The following is a 22,525-nucleotide window of genomic DNA, read 5'->3' on the forward strand; positions in this document are numbered from 1 at the left end:
TAATGAAACTCATGTTGAAAAATATATTCGCTTTAATCTTAGGTTGTGTCATTGCGTTACCTGTTATCGCAGAAGATATAGAGCTTTATGTAAATGAAAATATAGAACTTGATGAAAAGCCGCGTGTTTTATTGATTTTTGATACCTCGGGAAGTATGGCTTACTCATCAAGTACTGGTAGTGAAAGCTGTTATGGCTCATGTATTAGTCGTCTTGAAGCTGCTCAGTCAGCTATGAGTCAAGTAGTTGAGGTTAATAAAGACTCTATAGATTTTGGCTTAATGCGTTTTAATAGCCTTGATGGTGGTTATGTTTTAAATGGTATTGGCAGTTCTTCAGAGTCTATAAAAACATCAATAAGTAACCTTCCTGCTAGTGGTGGTACTCCATTGACTGAAACACTTTGGGAAGCTTATTTATATATAACAGGGAAAAGTGTGCACTATGGTGAGCAAGTTAGTGAATCAAATAGGGATAGTAGTGTTGAAAATAAAACCTTTATTCGTAGGGAATGCCAACAGTGGGGATTGCTCAGTTGTTGGAAGTGGAAAAATGTATATAGCCACACTTACATATCCCCTTTTACGGATAGCCTAGCTGAAGCTAAACGCTGTGATAACTCAGTAAATATAATTTATATGACTGATGGAGACCCATCTTCGGGAAGTGATAATGAGAGAGATTATGACATTAGCGTTGAGCATAATAAGTATTTTGGTAGTTATTTAACTAACGGTGATCGCTATTATAATAACATGCTGCATCAGCTTGCTAAAGTTATTCATGGAACAGGCGACACTATTGTTGATTTGTATCCATCTACTCCCGATATTAATGAAACAGGGCGTCTATATACCATCGGCTTTGGTTCTGGCATGACTGAAAAAGGTCAAAACTTATTAAAACTAGCATCTACGTTGGGTGGAGGGAAAAATATACCTGCAACAACTCCTGAAAAGTTAACGGAAGCTTTAAATCAAGCTGTTTCAGATATTAGAAGTGAAAACAGTACATTTACCTCCCCATCTTTTGCAAGTAACAATGTTGATCAAACACGTAGTGGCGATGCTATCTATCTTGCCATGTTTTTTCCTGATAAAAGTACACGCTGGCGTGGTAATTTAAAAAAATTAAAAGTGTCTGGCAATACTATTATAGATGCTAAAAATAATACCGCACTTGATGATGATGGTTTAATAAATACAGATGCGGCTACATTTTGGGACAAAGATAAGGCAGCCGATGGGAACTCAGTGAAAAGTGGTGGTGTGAATGCTGCTCTTTCAAATAGAACCGAATCACGGAATATTTTTACGGATGCAAATACCGACGGACGAATTAGCTTTGACTTTGATGCCCTTAAAGAAGCGTATGATAGTGAACAGAATATTGCTAAGGCTTTTAATGTCGATAAGTCGGAAGTTAAAGAGATAATTAATTGGGCTCGCGGTGTAGACGTTGATAATGAGAATTCATCGTCATCTGTTCGCAATGATATTTTTGGCGACCCATTGCATTCAAAACCCGTTGCTATCGATTATGGTAATGGCGATATACGCATCTTAATTGGTACAAATGCGGGTTTTTTACATATGTTTAAAGACGATAATGTTAATAATGAAGTAGATGAAAGTTGGGCATTTATACCCTCTGCACTTTTTAATATTCTTAAACCACTTCGAGATGAAGACTCGGGTAAAAAGTATGGTATGGATGGGCCAATAAGTGTGTACTCCAAAAATGAAAGCCTCATTAGCGATGATGGCGATAGTGTAAATGATGGAATTGTTGATGCTAGTAAAGGGGATGAAGTGTGGGCTTTCGCTGGAATGCGACGTGGTGGTAATAACTATTATAGTTTAAATATCACTGATCCTGACTCTCCCAAATTAAAATGGACAATACAAGGAGGTGAGGGTGAATTTACTAAGCTTGCTCAAACGTGGTCGAAGCCACAAGTTGCATTTATAAAAGCGTTTGGCGATAAACCAGTACTTGTTTTCGGCGGTGGTTACGATACTAATAAAGATAATAGCTCTGAAGCTGACTCTGTAGGTAATAATGTATATATAGTGGATGCAGATTCAGGCACTAAGCTTTGGTCATTATTGGATAACGACAGCTTTGAAGGTAAACATAGTATTGCTGCAGGTGTTACATTATTGGATTCTGATTATGACGGCTACATTGATAGAATATATGCAGCAGATACAGGCGGTAATATTTGGCGCATTGATATGCCTAGTGATGATAAAAGTGAATTTAGTTACTATAAATTGGCTGAGCTAGGTGTTGGGGCTGATAGGCGCTTTTTTTATAAGCCGTTAGTAGCTCGGACTATGTTTAGCAAAGTGACAATAGAAGGGGAAGTGACCACACGGTTAGACACCCCGTATGATGCCATTGTTATTGGTAGTGGTAAAAGAACAAGCCCTAATGACGCAGAAACTTCAGATCAATTGTTTATGATACGAGACGAAAATACAGTCACAGAGTCATTTACAGGTAAAGAGCCTGAGGCTATTAAACCAGCTGACTTAATGAGCATGAATGATGACCCATTTGGTAATGCGTTGAGTAACAAAACTGGCTTTATTGAACAAGAAGCAAAGTTGGGAGGAGAGTTTAAAGGGTGGCGTTACAGTTTGGCAGCAGGAGAAAAGTCATTAGCTGCTGCAACCGTTGTCGGTGGTGTTGCTTATTTTACATCTTTCACACCTGCTTCCGAGTCATCAACTAAAAACCAATGCTCGCTCAGTGGCGGCGGCGGCTCGCTTTATGCTTTTCATTTACATTATGGTACTAAAGTTTATGATGACTTAAAGTTTGCAACTAGTACAGAAGTACCCGATACACCGCAGCTTTATTTTGGCTCTACTTGTGCAGATAGCGATGGTAATGGAAAGTGCGATGATGATTCTTCAAAAGTACCTGAAAGCCAATTCTATTTAATTGGACCAGGCATCAAAAGTGATAGTGCTAAAAACCCACTGCAACCACTGGAAATTACAGGCCCAGGCTTGAATGTTGTTAATGGTAAAATCAAGCTTGTGAATGATGAGACGTCAGGGTTTGGCTTTAAAACTCGACAAACGTATATATATAAGCGCGAAGAAAATGATGAAAATATACAGAATGAAGACGATTAAGGCGGTTTAAATGATCAAAAAACAGCGTGGTTTTACCTTAATTGAATTGATGATAGCAGTTGCTATCGTCGGTATTTTAGCTGCAATAGCACTGCCTAATTATTCAGAGTATGTAAAGCGTGCCTCACGTGCAGAGGCTGCTGCAGCATTATTAGATGCTGCAAACAAAGAAGAGCAGTATTTTGTTGACAATAGGGAGTATACAGAGAAATTTACTGATTTAGGTTTACAAAGTAAAACCGAGAATAAACATTTTGAATTAACGATTAAAGTGACGAATAAAAATGCTTTTACAATCACTGCAAAACCTTTTGCAGGGCCGGTAAAAGGAGACGGTGATTGCACTGAGCTTTTCATAACTGATACAGGTCTTAAAGGTGCTAAAGGGGCAAAAACAAACGAAGGAAAGGATGTTGACTACTGCTGGGGTCGGTAGTTTTAATTACTCTTTTTGGCACTTATCAGTTGATTTAATACGAATTCTACCCGTTTGACTTATAGACAAAGCTAGCCCTTCGAGGCTGGCTTTGTTGTTTGGGCAATATATAAAAGTCCCATTTTGAAAGCCATTTAATGACCCATCAGGGCGAAAGGTTATTGCGTTTCGAGGGTATTCAAGGCTATCTGAACTGTGCACCTTTTCAAATGTACTTAAAAGCAGTTCGTCGTGCTCTAACGTTGTTGACTTATCGTGATCAATAAAAAGTGACATTTTTTTATCCCACTTACCCTCAGTGCATTGACCATTTTTTAGTGCGCATAGAGTAACATAAGTACTATTTTCAACAGCATATAAGCGACCGTAGTTGATATTTCTGTGCAGGAGATTAACATGATTTTCTAATCTGTTTTTAGCTAAAAAGTTAGGGTAAAACCACATTGATAGCTGACTAATAATGCTTACTATAACCAGAGCAACCATTAGTTCCAGAAGGGTAGCTCCATTGAGTTTTAGTATTGATAATTTCATCCTTGAAATCCTGAACTAACAATTTATTAATTCAGTCTAGTAAATGATAGCTATATGACAACTGTATTTTGTTTGTTTTTTAATCGCACGTGTTGTTGGTATCACCAACATAAAAAGCAGTCCCTGATACTGATACGCTCAATGCTTTATTATTATCATTACTTGTGCAATAAATAAAACCGGTAAAACCACTAATGCTGGCTAAGCTTGTTGTGATACGACCGCTGGTGTTAAAGCGAAGGCTGCTATCACCAGAAAAACTTATTTTGTCATTAGAGGGTGAGTTCGACATTACACGTAGTAGGCTGTCGCCTGAGCTATCATAACGACCATTGCTATTAGCATCTATAAATAAAATAACGGTATTCGTTGAGTCTCACTTACTTTGACATGTTAGGTTGGTGTTGCTTGAAGCTGGGTTTGGCGCGGGGCATACAATTACAATCTCATCGGTACTTGCTGCTTGAGCTCGGGCATAAGAAATATTTCTTTTTAACTCTAATAAAAAGTTTTCGGCGCGGTTTTCCTCTAGCATGTCGCTGCTATTCCACAATGCTATAGTGGCGATAATACTGGCAATAGCTACAGTAACCATTAACTCTAGTATAGTGAACCCGTGTTGTTTTACTTTCATATACATCTTATTGACTACTCATTACCTTAGTATAGCTATTTTTATTAGCATAATCATAGCATGGCAGATTGTTTTATCACCGTAATACAATCACTTTGTTTGCTATGAGCCTTATGATTGTCTAAAATCGAGGCAACTGTAGCTTTAAAAAGTAATTAATATGAAAAAAATAGAAGCAATCATAAAACCATTTAAATTAGACGACGTTCGTGAAGCACTGTCAGATGTGGGCATCACAGGAATGACGGTCAGTGAAGTTAAAGGTTTTGGTCGTCAAAAAGGCCATACAGAATTATACCGTGGTGCGGAGTACATGGTTGATTTTTTACCTAAAGTTAAGCTTGATATCGTATTAGGTGACGAGGACGTAGAGCGTGCTATAGATGTGATAGTTAAAACCGCGCAAACAGGAAAAATTGGTGATGGTAAAATATTTGTCACAGAAGTTGAGCGTGTCGTGCGTATCCGTACAGCGGAAGAAGATGAAGATGCAATTTAAGTTGTTCTTTAAGTAATCAAGCACAAAAAAAAGGCGCTAACTTATTAAAGTAGCGCCTTTTTTGTGTTTATTTTTACTTACTTATTTCTTTTGTTGAGCTCTCGGGTGCTTTTAGCATGCTCACTTAGCTCTGATAGACCAAGCTTGTCGTAGCTCTTTTCCATCATAGCTAGGGCTTGATCTAGGTAGCTACTTTGTGAGTAATGCTCAACTACGTACTTACCACGGTTAGCGGCTGCTAGGTAGGCTTCGCGTTCGTAGTAATACTTAGCTACTTTTAACTCATAGCGCGCCATTTTATTAAGTAACCATACTAAACGTTTCTTTGCCTCTGGTGCGTACCCACTGTTAGGGAAGCGTTTTACCAGCGTTGATAAATCGGTAAACGCTACGCGGGTACGATTTGCATCGCGATCGGCTCTATCAACTCCAAAATATTCCTGAAAGGCATTTTTATCGGCTTTTATATTCACTAAACCGCGCATGTAGTACATGTAATCTAAGTCTTTGTGATTTGGGTTTAAGCGCAAAAAGCGGTCAATGGTTGCAAGTGCTCGTTCGGTATTACCTGCTTGGTAGTGAGCAAACACTAAATCCATTTGTACTTGCTTTGACATAGGGCCAAATGGGTAACGCGAATCAATAGCAGTTAATAGTTCAATAGCGCGGGCATAAAGACCTGAATCAAGAGTTTGTTTAGCGTCTTCATAAAGCGCTTGTGCGGATTTATTAGGAACACGTTGAATTTCTTCTTCCTCTGGTGCTGATGAGCAAGCACCTAAACCAAGTAATGAAATTGTAAAAACAAGGGCGAATGCACGTTTTCCTATTCTATTTATCATTTTATTTGTTACCTTCGATGTCTTCGGCTAGGCCAATAGGGTAAAACCGAGTAAACTATACATATTATATAATGCTTTTATTAAAAGCGATTCTAACCCAGTCGAGCACAGCTTGCACTGGTAAATTGGGTAAAGTTACTAATGTCAGAGCAAATTTCTCTACAAGCCGAGGTTCCAACTGAATTAGGCGGTAAACGTCTAGACCAAGTATTGGCACAATTGTTCCCGGATTATTCTCGTTCACGCATAAAAACATGGATTTTAGATGATAAAATCACCGTTAATGGCGAAATTTTCAACACTCCACGTGGAAAACTGTTTGGTGGTGAACAAGTTAATGTTGAAACCACCATCGAAGCACCGCGTGAATATGAAGCACAAGATATCAAACTAAACATCGTTTATGAAGACGATGATATTCTAGTGATCAATAAGCCAATGGGCTTAGTGGTGCATCCTGGTGCCGGAAATCCTGATGGTACTGTGCTTAATGCACTATTACATCATTTTCCTGAAATTATTAATGTGCCACGCGCAGGAATTGTACATCGCTTAGATAAAGATACTACCGGTTTAATGGTGGTTGCGAAAACGATTCCAGCACAAACGCATTTAGTAAACGCGTTGCAAAAGCGTGAAAATTTCACTCGTGAATACGAAGCTATTTGTAACGGCACGATGACTGCTGGCGGTATGGTTGAAAAGCCAATTGGGCGTCACCCTACACAGCGTACTCACATGGCCGTGCATGAGCAGGGTAAGCCCGCGATAACTCACTACCGTGTGGCCGAAAAGTTTCGTGCTCATACACGTTTACGTTTACGCCTAGAAACAGGACGGACTCACCAAATACGTGTTCACATGGCTTTTGTCAATCACCCATTAATTGGTGACCGCTCTTATGGCGGGCGTCCACGACCACCAAAAGGCGCAACGCCAGAATTATTTCAAATGTTACGTGATTTTACTCGCCAAGCATTGCACGCAGTTAAGTTAAGTATTGCTCACCCAATTACCGGTGAGATGATGACGTGGCAAGCCCCAATACCCGATGACATGGTTGCTATGACTCAGGCTCTACGTGAAGACACTAAAGCTAACCCTGATATTGAGCTTTAAAGAGCACTGTTACAGGTATGAACTTAACGCCCACATGGCCAGCTCCTCAGAATATTGGCGCGCTTAGTACAACACGTAAAGGTGGCGACTCACAGCCACCTTTTGCGAGTCTAAATTTAGGCTTACATGTGGGAGATAACCCAAACACAGTAAACAGTAATCGTGCAGTATTAACTGCGCAGTTGCCAGCACTTCCTGTTTGGTTAAATCAAGTGCACAGTGGTGATGTTATCAACGTCGACAAACATTTTGATAAAACTTGTCTGTACGATGCTGATGCGTTATTTACTCGTGTTAAAAATCAACCGCTTGCTATTATGACTGCTGATTGTTTACCTATTTTACTTGCTACGCGTTGTGGGTCTGAAATAGCGGCGATTCATGGTGGCTGGCGAGGGTTATCGGCGGGCATTATTAATAATACGCTTGCTCAATTTAGCGTTGAAAGAGCCGATATAATTGCCTGGCTAGGCCCTGCAATTGGTGCTGGGAATTTTGAAGTCGGTAGTGAAGTTAAAGCTATTTTTGAAGCTGAACATAGCAGCCATCAAGCAGCTTTTATAGCTGAGCCTAACGATAAGTTTTTGGCCGATATTTATAGCATTGCTAAACAGCAACTTAACTTACTAGGAGTTAAAGATGTTTTTGGTGGTGAATATTGTACGGTCAGTCAGTCTGAGTTATTTTTCTCTTATCGTCGAGATGGTCAAACAGGGCGGATGGCCTCTGTGATATGGCGTAAATAATCCTGGGCATGTTGACCTTTTAGGATTAAAACTTGTTTATTTAGGGACGGCTTAATCGCGACGCGAGATTTTATCCTAGTGGACTAAGTAAAAATAGGGCAAAGCTATCGCGTCCTGAGCTCGCCCCTTACCTGAATCAATGTAGGCACTAAAGAGTTAATCGTCCTTAGGTTCTGCTTTGTCTAACAAGCAAACTAACTGCTGCAAACTTAGCCTGGGAAGATAAGTAGACCTTAACCTTTTAGCAATTAATTTACAGCTTGTTACTTGATCAAATCGACAAACATACCCATTAATTAAACAATTAGTTTTTTTATTAGGTATCCACTCATGCGTTTAGATAGATTTACCAGTAAATTTCAATCTGCGCTTTCTGATGCGCAGTCGTTAGCTCTTGGTCGTGACCATCAATTTATTGAACCTGTGCATTTAATGTATTCGTTATTGCAGCAAAGTGGCTCAAGTGTTCGCGCACTTTTAGCGCAAGCAGGTATCAGTGCTGATGAACTTAACACCAAGTTATCTCAAGAAATCGAGAAAATTTCTAAAGTTGAAGGTGTTGGCGGTGACGTACAGCTATCAAACAATATGGTGTCTTTAATTAATTTATCTGATAAATATGCACAAAAGCGTAAAGATAAATATATTTCAAGCGAGCTTTTTGTCCTAGCTGCTTGTGAGGATAAAGGCCCATTGGGAAACATTTTTCGCGCCCTTAACTTAACGGTCACGAAGGTTGAAACTGCAATTAAAGCTATTCGGGGTGGTCAAAAGGTAGACGACCCAAATGCGGAAGAAACACGCCAAGCGCTTGAAAAATTTACAGTAGATTTAACCGAACGTGCTGAGCAAGGTAAGCTTGATCCGGTAATAGGGCGAGATGATGAAATTCGTCGTACCATCCAGGTACTACAGCGTCGCACTAAAAATAATCCAGTACTTATTGGTGAGCCTGGAGTAGGTAAAACCGCTATTGCTGAAGGGCTAGCGCAACGTATTATTAATGGCGAAGTGCCGGAAGGTTTAAAAAATAAACGTGTATTATCACTTGATTTAGGGGCGTTGTTAGCTGGTGCTAAGTATCGAGGGGAGTTTGAGGAGCGCTTAAAATCGGTGCTTAATGAGTTGGCAAAAGAAGAAGGCCAAGTTATTTTGTTTATTGATGAAATCCATACCATGGTCGGCGCAGGGAAAAGCGACGGCGCTATGGATGCGGGTAATATGTTAAAGCCTGCCCTTGCCCGTGGTGAGCTGCATTGTGTGGGGGCAACCACATTAGATGAGTATCGCAAGTATATAGAAAAAGATGCTGCTCTTGAGCGTCGTTTTCAAAAAGTATTAGTTGAAGAGCCTTCTGTTGAAGATACTATTGCCATACTACGCGGCTTAAAAGAGCGCTATGAATTACATCATTCTGTTGATATCACCGATCCAGCTATTGTTGCTGCGGCGCAGCTATCGCACCGTTATATTAGCGACCGTCAATTGCCCGATAAAGCCATTGATTTAATAGACGAGGCAGGCTCTTCTATTCGTTTACAAATTGATTCAAAACCTGAGTCACTTGATAAACTTGAGCGACGTATTATTCAGCTAAAACTCGAAGATAACGCCCTTGCCAAAGAAAAAGATGAAGCCAGTCAAAAGCGCCGCGCTGAAATGCAAGAGCTGATCACAGAGCTTGACGTTGAGTACCGTGAACTAGACGAAGTATGGAGTGCAGAAAAAGCATCACTTCAAGGTACACAAGTTATTAAAGGTGAGTTAGAGCAAGCACGCCTTGATTTGGATGTAGCTCGTCGTGCTAGTGATTTACAACGGATGTCTGAGTTGCAATATGGTCGTATTCCTGAGCTTGAGCGCAAACTTGAACTAGCTTCACAGGCTGAAGTGCAAGAAATGAGTTTACTTAAAAACCAAGTAGGTGAAGATGAAATAGCCGAAATTCTTTCGCGTTGGACAGGTATTCCGGTATCACGAATGCTGCAGGGTGAGCGCGAAAAATTATTGAAAATGGAAGGTGCATTGCACCAAAAAGTGATTGGTCAAGACGAAGCCGTGGTGGCTGTATCTAATGCAATACGTCGCTCGCGCGCAGGACTTGCCGATCCTAATCGTCCGATTGGCTCGTTTTTGTTTTTAGGGCCAACGGGAGTGGGAAAAACCGAGCTTACGAAAGCATTAGCAAATTATATGTTTGATACCGAGAGCGCCATGGTGCGTATCGATATGTCAGAGTTTATGGAAAAGCATTCGGTGGCCCGTCTTATGGGGGCACCTCCGGGATATGTGGGCTATGAAGAGGGCGGTTATTTAACCGAAGCGGTTCGTCGTCGTCCTTATAGCGTTATTTTGCTCGACGAAATTGAAAAAGCACACCCTGATGTATTTAATATTTTATTGCAAGTACTTGATGATGGCCGCTTAACCGATGGTCAAGGCCGCACTGTTGATTTTAAAAATACGGTGATCATTATGACCTCAAATCTAGGTTCTGATATTATTCAGGATCAAGCCGGTAGTAATGATTACGACACGTTAAAAGAAAAAGTGATGGGGGTGTTAGTCAGTGAGTTTAGACCAGAGTTTATTAACCGTATTGATGAAACCGTTGTGTTTCACCCACTTGCTAATGAGCATATTAAAGAAATAGCCGATATTCAGCTAGAAAAACTTCGAGAGCGCTTAACTGAGAAAGGTTACTTGCTAGAGGTGACCGATGCAGCCCTTGAACGCATTGCTGCTAGCGGTTTTGATCCCGTTTATGGGGCAAGGCCATTAAAGCGGGGTATTCAACAAACGATTGAAAACCCACTCGCGCAAAAACTATTAGGGGGCGAATATATCCCTGGTGCAACAATTACTATTGATAGTGATGAAAGCGGACTGGTGTTTACTTCGCGCTAATTTATAACCGTTATTTAAAAGGCCAGCAACGTTGCTGGCCTTTTTAGTTGTATTGTAAAAGTGATAAGGTCCACGGTTTGATCACCCTGCAACTTTCCCCAAACTTTAATCGTCAACATTAAGTCATTCACTTTGCGCGAATTTTCAACAAGTTCTGCGGCTTCTTTGGCAACATTGAAGCTTAAGTTTTGTTTAAGTTTTCATCACTGTGGTATTTAATACGACTTAAGTTGTCGCCAATATCACTGCTTAGAATTTGTTTTTGTTGTAGAGGGGTTGTGCTCGGTTTTTTAAATCAGCAGAAGTTTTTGTTTTGACCGATTAATAACCAACCAATTGACTATGTTCAAATATTGCAGTAATAAAGGCATTAACCTAATAATCGCGGTCATCTTTATAGCGGTTTTTTTATCATGCCGAGCAAAGAGTGGCCGGCTTTTAGCTTTTCCTACAATTCTTTAAATGTTGCTTTTGGCCTATCTGGGCGGGGCACAAGATTATGATTTTTACCGACTAGATCATCTAGACTATAACCAACCACAGTGAAAAAATCTTTGTTTTTATAAGTGACGACACCATGTAAATCGGTGGTTGAGACTAACTCTTGATGCTTTTAAAAAACACAACCGCTGACCGACAATGGTTTAGCCAAGACGCATTGGTAGCCCTCAATTTTATGCTTTAGTATTATTTATTGAGTATAAAGTTGGTACTTTAGTAAATAAAGTAGCTCTCGCTGAGTATAGGTTATTTGTGCTGCAAAATTGATTTTTTATGTTCTAGAACAATCGTTTTGAATTTGAACTCGGGATTTAGCTGTCTACTTTCACCAAGTAAATGATAATAAAACAATGACACAAAGCAATTGTATATTACTAACTTCAATGGCAAGATTAATTATCAACACTGTATTTTTGTTAAGTAAGTATTTTATAGGCTAAAAGCTACGATCTTAACAAGTTAGTATTGAGTATTATCAATTTGCCCCCATACAGTAAGGATTAAGCCACGTGGCTCGAGGAAGCATTTTTTGACAACACATGATTTAACTAAAGCGCTTGACGCATTAGGCCAACAACAATATCAACATGCTATTAAAGGTATTAAACGTGGTATTGAACGCGAAGCATTAAGAATTCAGCCAAGTGGCGCTATTTCAGGAAAAGAACACCCGAAAGGTGTTGGATGTGCATTAACCAATGGCCACATTACCACTGATTTTTCAGAGTCGTTACTTGAATTTATAACTCCTGTAAGTACTTCAGCCAAAGAGACGCTTAGTCAACTTGAAGATCTACAAAAGTTTACTCTTGAACATATGGGTGATGAGTTGCTGTGGCCAATTAGTATGCCTTGTTTTATTGAACATCAAGACGATATTGTGCTGGCGCAATTTGGTGATTCAAATATTGGTCAAATGAAAACGCTATATCGTAAAGGGCTTAAAAATCGCTATGGCAGTATGATGCAAGCGATAGCAGGCGTACATTTTAATATTTCATTCCCTGATTCGTTTTGGCAGGCACTACAAGAAATCAAAAGTGATACTAGCGAGTTGCAAAGCTTTATCTCTCAAGGTTATCTAGGGTTACTTCGAAATTTTAAGCGTGAGTTATGGTTAATTAGTTATTTGTTTGGTGCATCACCCGCATTATGCGGCTCTTTTTTACAAGGACGTGCTACAGACTTACCGTTTAAAAAGTTAGGTAAAGGCACGTTATACCTTGAAACGGGTACGGCGCTGCGTTTAGGTGATTTAGGCTATACTAATAGTGCACAGTCATCACTTAAAGTAATGTATAACTCGTTAGATGAATATGTTGCGGGGCTAAAAAGCGCTATTAATACCCCGTCTGATATTTATGGTCAACTAGATGATTATAAACACAGTGAGCCTAAGCAGCTTAATAAAAAAATCCTACAAATCGAAAATGAGTTTTACTCACCGATCCGCCCTAAACGCAATGCAAAAAATGGTGAAACACCCACAAATGCGCTGCTTCGCGGTGGAATTGAGTACATTGAAATTCGTGCGTTAGATGTAAACCCATTTAGTGAGACAGGTATTGATATTGAGCAAATTCACTTTTTAGATGTGTTTTTGACTTATTGTCTACTTAAAGAGTCGCCGGAAATGGGATGGGACTCTCAAAGTCGCAGCACTGAAAATTTAGATACTGTGGTGAACCAAGGCCGTGAGGCGGGTGTTATGCTTAATCGTTCTGGTGAAAGTGTTAGTTTGCAATCTTGGGGCCAAGATATTTTCAGCCAGCTAAGGCTAGTTGCTACTTTTATGGATAAAGCATACGGTGTTGATACTTACTCAAGCACTATTGAAGGTATGAGCGATTGGATAAATTCTCCAAGTCTAACTTATTCTGGGCGCTATGTGAGTGAGCTTAAAGAATCTGGAATTGATAACGGTCACTTTGCCTTAGCGCTTGCTGAGCGTTACAAAGAAAGCCATTTTAAGCGTCCATATAATGTTTACTCTAAGCAATATTTGACAGAGCAAGCACGCCAGTCCGAAATTGACGAACAAGCTGTTAAAGCTGCAGACACGCAAACATTTACAGCATTTTTAGACGCTTACTTTAAAGCTGTTTAAGATGAGCAATAAAATGACTAACTTTTTTCTTTAGGCATAAAAAAACGCAGCCAAGTCGGCTGCGTAAATATTTTTCAGGGATGAAACAATGCTATACTACTGCATTCATAAAATAAGACCTCCCCATTTTGAAAAAGTTCAGTGAGATTCAAAGAAAATGAAAAAAACTTTAACTATTTTATCGCTGGTGGTTGTTTTATCTGGTTGCGCTACGCCCCCACCCAAGCAACCTCATGATTTATGTAAAATTTTTGAAGAAAAAAGTGATTGGTATTATGATGCCAGAGATGCACAAGATAAATGGGGTTCACCTAAACATGTACTAATGAGTATGATGTACCAAGAAAGCTCATTTAGGCACGATGCAGCACCACCTATGGAATATTTTTTGTGGATCATTCCAATTGGTCGAGCCAGCGACGCCTATGGTTACTCACAAGCTAAAACACCTACTTGGTCTGATTATATCCGTGAAACTGGCAATAATGGCGCTGACCGTGATGATTTTGATGATGCTATCGACTTTATGGCATGGTTTGTTTATAAAACCCATAAAGTAAATGGTATTTCAAAGTGGGATGCTTATACACAATATCTTAATTATCACGAAGGATGGAGTGGTTATAAACGCGGTACTTATCGCAATAAAAAATGGCTAATGAGTGTCGCTAATAAAGTGAAGCATCGAGCTAGCCGCTATGGCGCTCAGCTAAAAACTTGTGAAGACGAACTAGATAAAAACTGGTTTGAACGTTTGTTTAGCTGATTTTAAATGTTAGAAGTTTAACGAGCCCGCATCGCGGGTTTGTTTGTTTCTAGTGGGATGGCTTTTATGCTCGTGTATTGCTTATTAAGCTATTACCTCCTTATAAACTGGTGATGTTTTCTTTATCAAAGGTGATGCAATATAACTGACTAATATAAGCACGCGTATAGTCTAGAGATAATAAAGTAGACTATGTTTAAGGCATTCTAGGGTTATATTATTTAGGGTATGATTTGGGGTATGTAAGGTCGGAACTTCCCCACACCAGTGGTAATTAAAGAGCAGCGGGCGCTGCTCTTTTGTTATTTTTTATTCATGTTTTTTCGTTTTTGGCTGAATACGTACCAGCTTTATCATGTTTTCTTTTACTTCAACAACTTCTATTGGGTAACCTGCGATACGTAAGCTTAAGTTGGCATCAGGAATGTTTTCCAAATATTCAACAATTAAACCACTGAGTGTTTTAGGGCCATCAAGTGGAAATTCCCAATTCATTTCTTTGTTTAGATCGCGGACATTAGCACCGCCATCGACTAAGAATGAACCATCTTCTTGAGTGGTTACTTCTTCGCTTGGAGTACGAGTTTGAGTGGTAGTAAAATCACCCACGACTTCTTCGAGTATATCTTCAAGGGTTACTAAACCTTGGATGTCGCCATATTCATCTACTACAAGCCCTATACGTTCTTTAGATTGCTGGAATTTAAAAAGTTGGGTGTTTAGTGAGGTTCCTTCAGGAATAAAGTAAATCTCACGTACTGCACGCAGTAGTGATGGTTTATCAAATTGTTCTTTCGTCAGTAAGCGTAGCGCATCACGAGAGTGAATAAAGCCAACGGCGTCGTCAATTTGGTCACGATATAAAAGTACGCGGGTATGTTGAGCGTGAGTTAATTGTTTACTGATAAACTTCCAATCATCGTTGATGTCAATCGCTACAATCTCATTTCGTGGGATCATAATGTCTTCAACGGTGACTTGTTCTAAATCTAAAATAGAGGTTAGCATGCTTTGGTGACGCGCAGGAATTAGCGCACCTGACTCATTGAGTACAGTCTTCAGCTCTTCTTTACTCATGCTGTGCTCATCTATTTGTTCTGCGCTAATACCAAATAACCTGAGTATGCCGTTGGTCATCCAGTTAGTAACAACTACAAATGGAAACATTATTTTCAGTAAGCCTTTGAGGATTACTGAGCTTGGAAAGGCAACTTTTTCAGGGTAGAGGGCTGCTAATGTTTTTGGGGTAACTTCTGCAAATATAAGCACCACTAAAGTAAGTGCACCCGTTGCAATGGCAATACCTAAATCGCCATATAAACGAATACCTATAATTGTCGCGACTTGTGCGGCGGCGATATTAACTAAGTTATTACCGATTAGGATAAGACCAATGAGTCTGTCAGGGCGGCTAAGTAATTTATCAACTCGTTTTGCAGCGCGGTGGTTTTCTTTAGCAAGGTGACGCAAACGAATTCTGTTGATTGACATAATGCCTGTTTCAGAACCTGAAAAGTATGCCGAACAAAGTATGAGTATTCCTAAAATTACAAATAAAACACTCGTAGATATGCTATCCAAAGGGGATCCTTATTTATTTAACCAAGGTGTATTAAGCGGTAGAGTCGTGGCCGAGTCAAGTTAAAACTTATTCAGTATTACTTCTTGAACAAAACGACTGCCAAAATACGCCAGTGTTAGAATAAATGCAGCTACCATTATGGTGATCACCACCGGTTTGCCACGCCAGCCTAGTTTTAAATGGCCAATCGCAACTGTGGTGAAAATAATCCAAGCAACGATTGAAAGAATCGTTTTATGGATGAACTCTTGCGTAAACATGCCTTCTAAAAATACAAAACCAGAGAGCAGCGCTAAAGAGAGTAGTAGTGTGCCGATATTTAATAGTTGATAAAGTTGGCGTTCAACCACCATTAGAGGTGGTAAATGGCTATGTACGATGGCTAAATCTTTACGCTTTAAGCGTTTATCAATAAAGTAAAATTGCACTGCGTATAAAGTCGCGATGATCAACACACAAAATGCCAATAGCGATAACGATATATGCACAACTAAACCGATTTCAACATCAATACTTTGTAGTAAAATATGGTGTGGAATAAACAAACTAGCAAAAGTTAGTAAGGCCGCAAAACCATATACAACAGGTAGTAATAAGGTGGCGGGGAATCTTAGTGAAACGGTGGTTACGCATAGCACAATAACCCAGCAGGTAAGTAATGATACATTAGCAATACTTAAATCTTGCCCATCAGCGCGAAATACCGAATTAACTAAAAGCAACATATGCGCCAAAATAGCAATGGTGCTTAAAATAACCGTTAATTTTTGGCTTGGGCCTTGTTTATGAAAAAGCCGCGATAAAACATGTGTTGTTGCTAACACATAAAATAAACAAGCAATAATCGTTAAACTAATAATTAGCATAGTGCTTTGGTCGCTCACGTTGAGTCAAAAAAATCCCTGTCGTATTGCCCTTATTGTATTTTATAGCAAGGCAAATGCATAGAGTTTGTAAAAAGAAACTCAAACAGCGCATTTGAGTACTGTATTGTCTGCTGTTATTTACGTTATACTGCTAATAATTTAATTTTTATACTGCTAATAGGTGTGGTTATTTTTTATAGATAATCTTATATAGCTTGCGCCTTGGCATAACTCGTTTATCGGAACTTTTACATGTTTGAGAATCTCCAAGAACGCTTAGGTAAAACCTTAAAAAATATTAGCGGCCGCGGACGCCTAACTGAAGATAATATTAAAGATACACTGCGTGAAGTGCGCATGGCCTTTTTAGAAGCCGATGTAGCTTTACCTGTTGTTCGTGATTTTGTTAAGCAAGTTAAAGAACGTGCCGTCGGTATTGAAGTAACCAAAAGCTTAAGCCCAGGACAAGTGTTTATTAAAATTGTCCGTGAAGAACTTGAAAAAGCCATGGGTGAGGCTAATGAAGAACTTAGCTTAAACGCGCAACCGCCAGCAGTGGTAATGATGGCGGGTCTACAAGGTGCGGGTAAAACTACCAGTGTGGGTAAGCTGGCTAAGTTTTTAAAAGAACGAAAAAAGAAATCAGTACTGGTAGTCAGTGCCGATGTTTACCGTCCTGCGGCAATTAAGCAGCTTGAAACCTTAGCAACCGAAGTTGACGTAGAGTTTTTCCCAAGTGATATTTCGCAAAAGCCGGTGGATATTGCCACTGCTGCAATTAGCCATGCGAAAAAGAAATTTATTGATGTTGTTCTAGTTGATACCGCAGGTCGTTTACATGTTGATAATGACATGATGGACGAGATTAAAGACCTGCACAGTGCTATCAATCCAATCGAAACCTTATTTGTGGTTGATGCCATGACAGGTCAAGATGCGGCAAATACAGCTAAAGCATTTGATGAAGCATTACCGCTCAGTGGTGTAATTTTAACTAAAACTGACGGTGACGCCCGCGGTGGCGCAGCTTTATCTATACGCCATATTACAGGTAAGCCAATTAAATTTATGGGGGTTGGCGAGCGCACTGATGCACTTGAACCTTTCCACCCTGACCGTATTGCCTCACGTATTTTAGGTATGGGTGATGTACTTTCATTGATCGAAGAAGTTGAAATGAAAGTAGATAAAGATAAAGCTGCTAAAGTGGCTGAAAAAGTATTTAAAGGTAATGGTTTTACCCTTGATGATTTTGCTGAGCAGTTAAAGCAGATGAAGAATATGGGCGGTATGATGTCTATGCTTGATAAAATGCCGGGCATGTCAAATTTACCCGATGCAGTAAAAGGCCAAATGGGCGATAAGACATTTATTCAAATGGAAGCCATCATCAGCTCAATGACATTAAAAGAACGTACGCGCCCTGAAATTATTAAAGGCTCACGTAAAAAGCGCATAGCGGCAGGCTCTGGTACCCAAGTGCAAGAGATAAACAAGTTGCTTAAACAGTTTACGCAAATGCAAAAAATGATGAAAAAAATGAAAGGTAAGGGCGGCATGATGAAAATGATGCGCGGAATGAAAGGCGCTTTACCACCGGGTATGATGGGTGGCGGCGGGCCAAAATTCTAGTTTGTGGTTTAATTTGCTCATTTATTTTTCTGGTTAGTTAAAGAAAGAGGTTAAAGGCCTCTTTTTTTATAGATAAATTATGTGCTCAATGAGCTGTAAACTCTGATTTAAAGCGTAGATCATAGTTTAATCAACTAAACTCCCATTTTCAGTCACTTCTTACTTGCATTGTTGCTAAAAACTCGTACAATTCCCCAGCTTCCCATTCTGGGGAGTAAATCTTATTAATGAAAACAGTCAATCTATTTAGAGGACGGTATGGTAACTATTCGTTTGCAACGTGGTGGCGCTAAAAAACGCCCTTTCTATCAAATTGTGGTTGCGGATAGCCGTTTCTCGCGTGACGGTCGCTTCATCGAGAAAGTAGGCTTTTTTAACCCAATTGCTAGTGGTCAAGAAGAAAAAGTACGTTTAGATTTACCTCGTGTTGAACACTGGGTAAGTCAAGGCGCAGCTCTTTCAGATCGCGTAAGTAAGTTAGTAAAAGACGCTCGTAAAGCGGCTTAATAGGCGTAAGTGTAACCATGAGTCAAGAGAACACCTCATCAATAATTGTCGTAGGAAAGCTCGGTGCCCCGTATGGTATAAAGGGCTGGCTTAAGGTACATTCATTTACTGATGATCCCCAAGGGATCTTCGATTTCAGCCCGTGGTTGATAGGGCAGCAAGGTAAATGGCAGACCTTAGAAGTGGTCGACTGGCGTCGACATAATAAGGGCTTTATCGCTAAAATTGCGCAAGTAAACGATAGAGACGAAGCTGTGGCTTATACCCACGCAGAAATTTCTGTTGATGCTGCACAATTACCAGAACTCCCGAAAGGTGAGTTTTATTGGCGAGATCTCATCGGCATGTCGGTTGTAACTGATAAAGGTTATAACTTAGGCACAGTTGATGACCTGATGGAGACAGGCTCAAATGACGTATTGGTTGTGAAAGCAAATAATAAAGATGCATTTGGGCAAGCTGAGCGTTTAATTCCTTTTTTAACTGATTCAGTTATTAAAGAGGTTAAGCATGATGCAAGAGAAATTACCGTAGACTGGGAGCCTGGCTTTTAATGAGCCAAACAAGTTCGTTGTGGGTTGGGGTGATAAGCCTTTTCCCGGACATGTTTGACGCTATTACTAACCAAGGCGTTACTGGTCGCGCAGTGAAAAATGGATTAATTGATTTTAACTGCTGGAATCCTCGGGACTATGCTACTGATAAGCACAGAACCGTAGATGACCGTCCTTACGGGGGTGGGCCGGGTATGTTAATGATGGTTGAACCATTGAAACAAGCCATTGTTGAAGCCAAGCAGGCTGCAGGCGATGGTGCTAAAGTAATTTATATGTCCCCACAAGGGCGCAAATTAGATCAGCAAGGAGCAAGCGAACTCGCAAACTCTAAAAATCTGATTTTAATTGCCGGTCGATATGAAGGTATAGATGAGAGAATAATAGAATCATATGTTGACGAAGAATGGTCAATTGGTGATTTTATTTTGAGTGGCGGTGAACTACCAGCCATGACATTAATTGACGCAGTAGCGCGATTAGTGCCGGGTGTATTAGGTCATAACCAATCAGCAGAGCAAGATTCATTTTCGGATGGCTTGCTAGATTGTCCTCACTATACACGGCCAGAAACATTGGACGACAAACAGGTGCCTGCTGTATTACTCAGTGGAAACCACCAAGAGATAGCTAAATGGCGGCTTAAGCAGTCATTAGGTAGAACTTGGCTACGCCGTCCTGACTTGTTGCATAACCTAGCTCTGACTGAGGAGCAAGCGGTATTACTCGCGCAATTTCAGCAAGAGTACCAACAAGCTTGTGGCTAGAAGACAGTTACACCTAGGAAAGTGAGAAACATAATGGCAAAAGTAAACCAAAATATTATTAAAGCGCTTGAAGAAGAGCAGCTTAAAACAGACGTACCAGCATTCGGTGCTGGTGATACTGTAGTAGTACAAGTAAAAGTAAAAGAAGGTGCTAAAGAGCGTCTACAGGCCTTTGAAGGTGTTGTAATCGCTAAGCGTAATCGTGGTCTTCACTCAGCATTCACAGTTCGTAAAATCTCGAGCGGTGAAGGTGTTGAGCGTGTATTCCAAACGCACAGCCCTCTTATTGATAGCGTTAAAGTTAAGCGTCGCGGTGCGGTTCGTCGTGCTAAGCTTTACTATCTACGTGAGCGTTCTGGTAAATCTGCACGTATTAGAGAAAAACTTAACTAATACGCGCTGTTTATCAACGCAGATAAAACGGGTTGCATTCTTCGGGATGCAGCCCGTTTTGGTTTTAAAAGACCAAAATTTAAAGATAAAATGAAAGACCAAAGATGTAAGATGTTAAAATTAAACATCTAAAAATAATAAACGTTAAGGTTAAAATAACAGTTTTATTGTTTGTATATGCATATACAGTACGTTACAGCACAAAACTACAACGTCTGAGTTTATACCTATGAGTGTGTTGTAAATATTCATGTGTTTAAACTGGAGTGAAATTATCATTACTAAGGTTAGTTAAGCATTTTAGTGCGCAGACCTAACGTATTACTATTGTTGTTAAGTTTTACTGAATTAAAATAGACTACGGCTTGAGCTTGGGTTCGTATTACCAAACTAAAGAGAAAAATTCCTAACAAATAGCATTAAAGCTACGTTTAATGAAAGATCCTTCCATCATTTTATATGCAAAATTTTCTAAAACTCAACTAAGCTAGCCATAGCCTCTAATACTAAATCTAGATAAAATGAACTCAGGGTTATCTTAAATGCTTTTCACAACCACAGTATAATAATTAGCTAAAGAGTTACTATGCTTAAAAGTAAGGGTGAAATTTGGTTAGGTGAACGAATTAAGTGAAGATGTCATAAGAGAATAGTTTGCTTTTTAGGGTCTCTAAGAGTCAAGGAATAAGCTATCTAATTCACTTGTGTGGGCATCAGTTGGCGTCTCGATAGGCTCGCGGTAAGAGTGCTTGTTACTCTCTCACCGCTCTAAGCCTTAGCTTAGTGAGCCTGAGTGCACAACATTAATGATGTGTAGTTATATAAGGCAGCAATTTACTCAGATTTGTAAACATGCAGACCTTGTTGTGGGTAAGGAGTCGTAATACCTTCTTTATCGAAAGCTTTTTTCACCTTTTCTTGCATATCCCAGTAGTACGGCCATAAATCATCGGTTGCAACCCAAGGGCGGAACATCAAATTAACAGAGTGATCACCAATACCGGCAACACAGATTCTTGGCTCTGGATCTTTTAAAGAACGTTCATCTTCATCACATAAACGTTGAAGAATAGCCTTCGCTTTATCTATATCGTCGTTATAATGAATCGCAAAAGTCATATCGCAACGACGGTTATCGTAAATACTAACATTCACTAAAGTAGCATTAGAAAGGCTACCGTTTGGAATAACAATGCGGCGGTTGTCGAAAGTATCCACTACAGTGTATAAAATCTGGATTTCGATCACAGCGCCCAAAAAGCCTTGGGCTTCAATAGTATCGCCAACTTTGAAAGGCTTGAAGATCAGTAGTAACACACCACCGGCGAAGTTGGCTAAACTTCCTTGCAGTGCAAAACCTATTGCGAGGCCTGCAGCACCAATCACGGCAATAAACGACGTGGTTTCAATACCTACCATTGAAGCAACCGAAATAAGCAACATGATTTTTATTACTGCGCTAATTAAGCCACATAAAAATTTGTTTAGCGTTGGATCTTTTTTGCCTAGCTTGCTGTCTAAAACGTTAACAAAGCGATTGATCAGCCATAAACCAACCACTAAAGTAATAATAGCGAGCACCAACTTAGGGGCATAAGTCATAATTAGCGATATGGCTTTGTCTATTAATTGCGAGGGATCTACATCTGTTCCTAAAATTTCTTCCATTATATGGCACCTATTTACTTTAGTTACTATTTGAATAGTATAAGGATAAACGTGAAAGCACTGCTATGCAACTAGCTCAGGCGTTTGGGCTTGGATGAACGGGACAAATGATTGCCAAAAAACTGTATCATTGAGTCTAACTTTAGAGTGCGGTTGTACTGGAAAGCTTAGTTTTGTGTTGAACAGCAAAAAAGTTAAAGTAAATCCACAATATAATTAAAGTACTTGAAGATTAGCAGCTAAAAGAAGATGTATGTTTTTCGGTGTTAATAGTAAAATAAGTTACGAAAGAGCGTCTATAGACCTTTATAGGTAT

General features: G+C 39.7%; 19 protein-coding genes and 2 pseudogenes. 14 read left to right on the forward strand and 7 right to left on the reverse strand.

Annotated elements, in window-relative coordinates:
- Positions 1-2: 2 nt before the first annotated feature.
- On the forward strand, positions 3-3,149 hold the full coding sequence (locus ACT3RM_RS01715) for a PilC/PilY family type IV pilus protein (protein ID WP_441993478.1): 3,147 nt from the start codon (positions 3-5) through the stop codon (positions 3,147-3,149).
- Between the two features lie 10 nt (positions 3,150-3,159).
- Positions 3,160-3,585 (forward strand): type IV pilin protein, encoded by a 426-nt coding sequence (locus ACT3RM_RS01720; protein ID WP_441834253.1) that lies wholly within the window; start codon positions 3,160-3,162, stop codon positions 3,583-3,585.
- 6 nt (positions 3,586-3,591) lie between these two features.
- On the opposite strand, the gene ACT3RM_RS01725 is transcribed toward ACT3RM_RS01720, so the two are convergent.
- On the reverse strand, positions 3,592-4,119 hold the full coding sequence (locus tag ACT3RM_RS01725; protein ID WP_441834254.1) for a GspH/FimT family pseudopilin: 528 nt from the start codon (positions 4,117-4,119) through the stop codon (positions 3,592-3,594).
- 79 nt (positions 4,120-4,198) lie between these two features.
- Positions 4,199-4,753 (reverse strand): annotated as a pseudogene (locus ACT3RM_RS01730) (GspH/FimT family pseudopilin).
- A gap of 160 nt (positions 4,754-4,913) precedes the next feature.
- Here ACT3RM_RS01730 and ACT3RM_RS01735 point away from each other — a divergent pair.
- Positions 4,914-5,252 (forward strand): P-II family nitrogen regulator, encoded by a 339-nt coding sequence (locus ACT3RM_RS01735; RefSeq protein WP_008114445.1) that lies wholly within the window; start codon positions 4,914-4,916, stop codon positions 5,250-5,252.
- Between the two features lie 77 nt (positions 5,253-5,329).
- Here the strand turns inward: ACT3RM_RS01735 and ACT3RM_RS01740 are convergent, their stop codons facing one another.
- Positions 5,330-6,094 (reverse strand): outer membrane protein assembly factor BamD, encoded by a 765-nt coding sequence (locus ACT3RM_RS01740; protein ID WP_441834255.1) that lies wholly within the window; start codon positions 6,092-6,094, stop codon positions 5,330-5,332.
- A gap of 141 nt (positions 6,095-6,235) precedes the next feature.
- Between ACT3RM_RS01740 and rluD the strand changes: the two genes are divergently transcribed.
- The 3 genes from rluD (at position 6,236) to clpB (ending at position 10,866) form a co-directional block, all read left to right on the forward strand.
- A complete protein-coding gene (rluD, locus tag ACT3RM_RS01745) occupies positions 6,236-7,213 on the forward strand; it encodes a 23S rRNA pseudouridine(1911/1915/1917) synthase RluD (RefSeq protein ID WP_441834256.1) in 978 nt (325 codons plus the stop codon).
- 17 nt (positions 7,214-7,230) lie between these two features.
- Positions 7,231-7,959, forward strand: a complete 729-nt coding sequence (gene pgeF / locus ACT3RM_RS01750; protein ID WP_441834257.1) for a peptidoglycan editing factor PgeF — start codon at positions 7,231-7,233, stop codon at positions 7,957-7,959.
- Positions 7,960-8,289: 330 nt separating this feature from the next.
- Entirely contained in the window at positions 8,290-10,866 is a 2,577-nt protein-coding gene (gene clpB, locus ACT3RM_RS01755; RefSeq protein ID WP_441834258.1) for an ATP-dependent chaperone ClpB, read from the forward strand.
- A gap of 261 nt (positions 10,867-11,127) precedes the next feature.
- Here the strand turns inward: clpB and ACT3RM_RS01760 are convergent.
- Positions 11,128-11,473 (reverse strand): annotated as a pseudogene (locus tag ACT3RM_RS01760) (PAS domain S-box protein); the annotation flags it as partial.
- Between the two features lie 423 nt (positions 11,474-11,896).
- On the opposite strand from ACT3RM_RS01760, the gene gshA reads away from it, so the two are divergent.
- Together gshA and ACT3RM_RS01770 are read left to right on the forward strand one after the other, a co-directional pair.
- Positions 11,897-13,474, forward strand: a complete 1,578-nt coding sequence (gshA, locus tag ACT3RM_RS01765) for a glutamate--cysteine ligase (RefSeq protein ID WP_441994721.1) — start codon at positions 11,897-11,899, stop codon at positions 13,472-13,474.
- Positions 13,475-13,631: 157 nt separating this feature from the next.
- A complete protein-coding gene (locus ACT3RM_RS01770; RefSeq protein ID WP_441834260.1) occupies positions 13,632-14,240 on the forward strand; it encodes a transglycosylase SLT domain-containing protein in 609 nt (202 codons plus the stop codon).
- Between the two features lie 309 nt (positions 14,241-14,549).
- Here the strand turns inward: ACT3RM_RS01770 and ACT3RM_RS01775 are convergent, their stop codons facing one another.
- Positions 14,550-15,788, reverse strand: a complete 1,239-nt coding sequence (locus ACT3RM_RS01775) for an HlyC/CorC family transporter (protein ID WP_441994724.1) — start codon at positions 15,786-15,788, stop codon at positions 14,550-14,552.
- Between ACT3RM_RS01775 and ACT3RM_RS01780 the strand changes: the two genes are divergently transcribed.
- Positions 15,733-15,885 carry a hypothetical protein gene (locus tag ACT3RM_RS01780; RefSeq protein WP_441834269.1) on the forward strand — a complete coding sequence of 51 codons (153 nt, stop codon included), beginning with the start codon at positions 15,733-15,735 and terminating at the stop codon, positions 15,883-15,885. The genes ACT3RM_RS01775 and ACT3RM_RS01780 overlap by 56 nt on opposite strands.
- Here ACT3RM_RS01780 and ACT3RM_RS01785 read toward each other — a convergent pair.
- Entirely contained in the window at positions 15,882-16,688 is an 807-nt protein-coding gene (locus ACT3RM_RS01785; RefSeq protein WP_441834261.1) for a cytochrome C assembly family protein, read from the reverse strand. The genes ACT3RM_RS01780 and ACT3RM_RS01785 overlap by 4 nt on opposite strands.
- 252 nt (positions 16,689-16,940) lie before the next feature.
- Here ACT3RM_RS01785 and ffh point away from each other — a divergent pair, with 252 nt between their 5' ends.
- From ffh to rplS, 5 genes are all read left to right on the forward strand, one after another.
- Positions 16,941-18,320, forward strand: a complete 1,380-nt coding sequence (ffh, locus tag ACT3RM_RS01790) for a signal recognition particle protein (protein WP_441834262.1) — start codon at positions 16,941-16,943, stop codon at positions 18,318-18,320.
- Positions 18,321-18,578: 258 nt separating this feature from the next.
- Positions 18,579-18,827, forward strand: coding sequence for a 30S ribosomal protein S16 (rpsP, locus tag ACT3RM_RS01795; protein ID WP_441834263.1), 249 nt, complete (start codon positions 18,579-18,581; stop codon positions 18,825-18,827).
- Between the two features lie 17 nt (positions 18,828-18,844).
- Entirely contained in the window at positions 18,845-19,381 is a 537-nt protein-coding gene (gene rimM / locus ACT3RM_RS01800; RefSeq protein WP_441994720.1) for a ribosome maturation factor RimM, read from the forward strand.
- Positions 19,381-20,148, forward strand: a complete 768-nt coding sequence (trmD, locus tag ACT3RM_RS01805; protein WP_441995846.1) for a tRNA (guanosine(37)-N1)-methyltransferase TrmD — start codon at positions 19,381-19,383, stop codon at positions 20,146-20,148. The genes rimM and trmD overlap by 1 nt, the downstream gene beginning before the upstream one ends.
- 33 nt (positions 20,149-20,181) lie before the next feature.
- Entirely contained in the window at positions 20,182-20,541 is a 360-nt protein-coding gene (gene rplS, locus ACT3RM_RS01810; RefSeq protein WP_441834266.1) for a 50S ribosomal protein L19, read from the forward strand.
- Positions 20,542-21,375: 834 nt separating this feature from the next.
- Here the strand turns inward: rplS and ACT3RM_RS01815 are convergent.
- On the reverse strand, positions 21,376-22,209 hold the full coding sequence (locus tag ACT3RM_RS01815; protein WP_441834659.1) for a mechanosensitive ion channel family protein: 834 nt from the start codon (positions 22,207-22,209) through the stop codon (positions 21,376-21,378).
- Between the last annotated feature and the right edge of the window lie 316 nt (positions 22,210-22,525).

The organism is Pseudoalteromonas sp. AOP7-A1-14, from assembly GCF_052376275.1.
GTDB lineage: Bacteria > Pseudomonadota > Gammaproteobacteria > Enterobacterales > Alteromonadaceae > Pseudoalteromonas.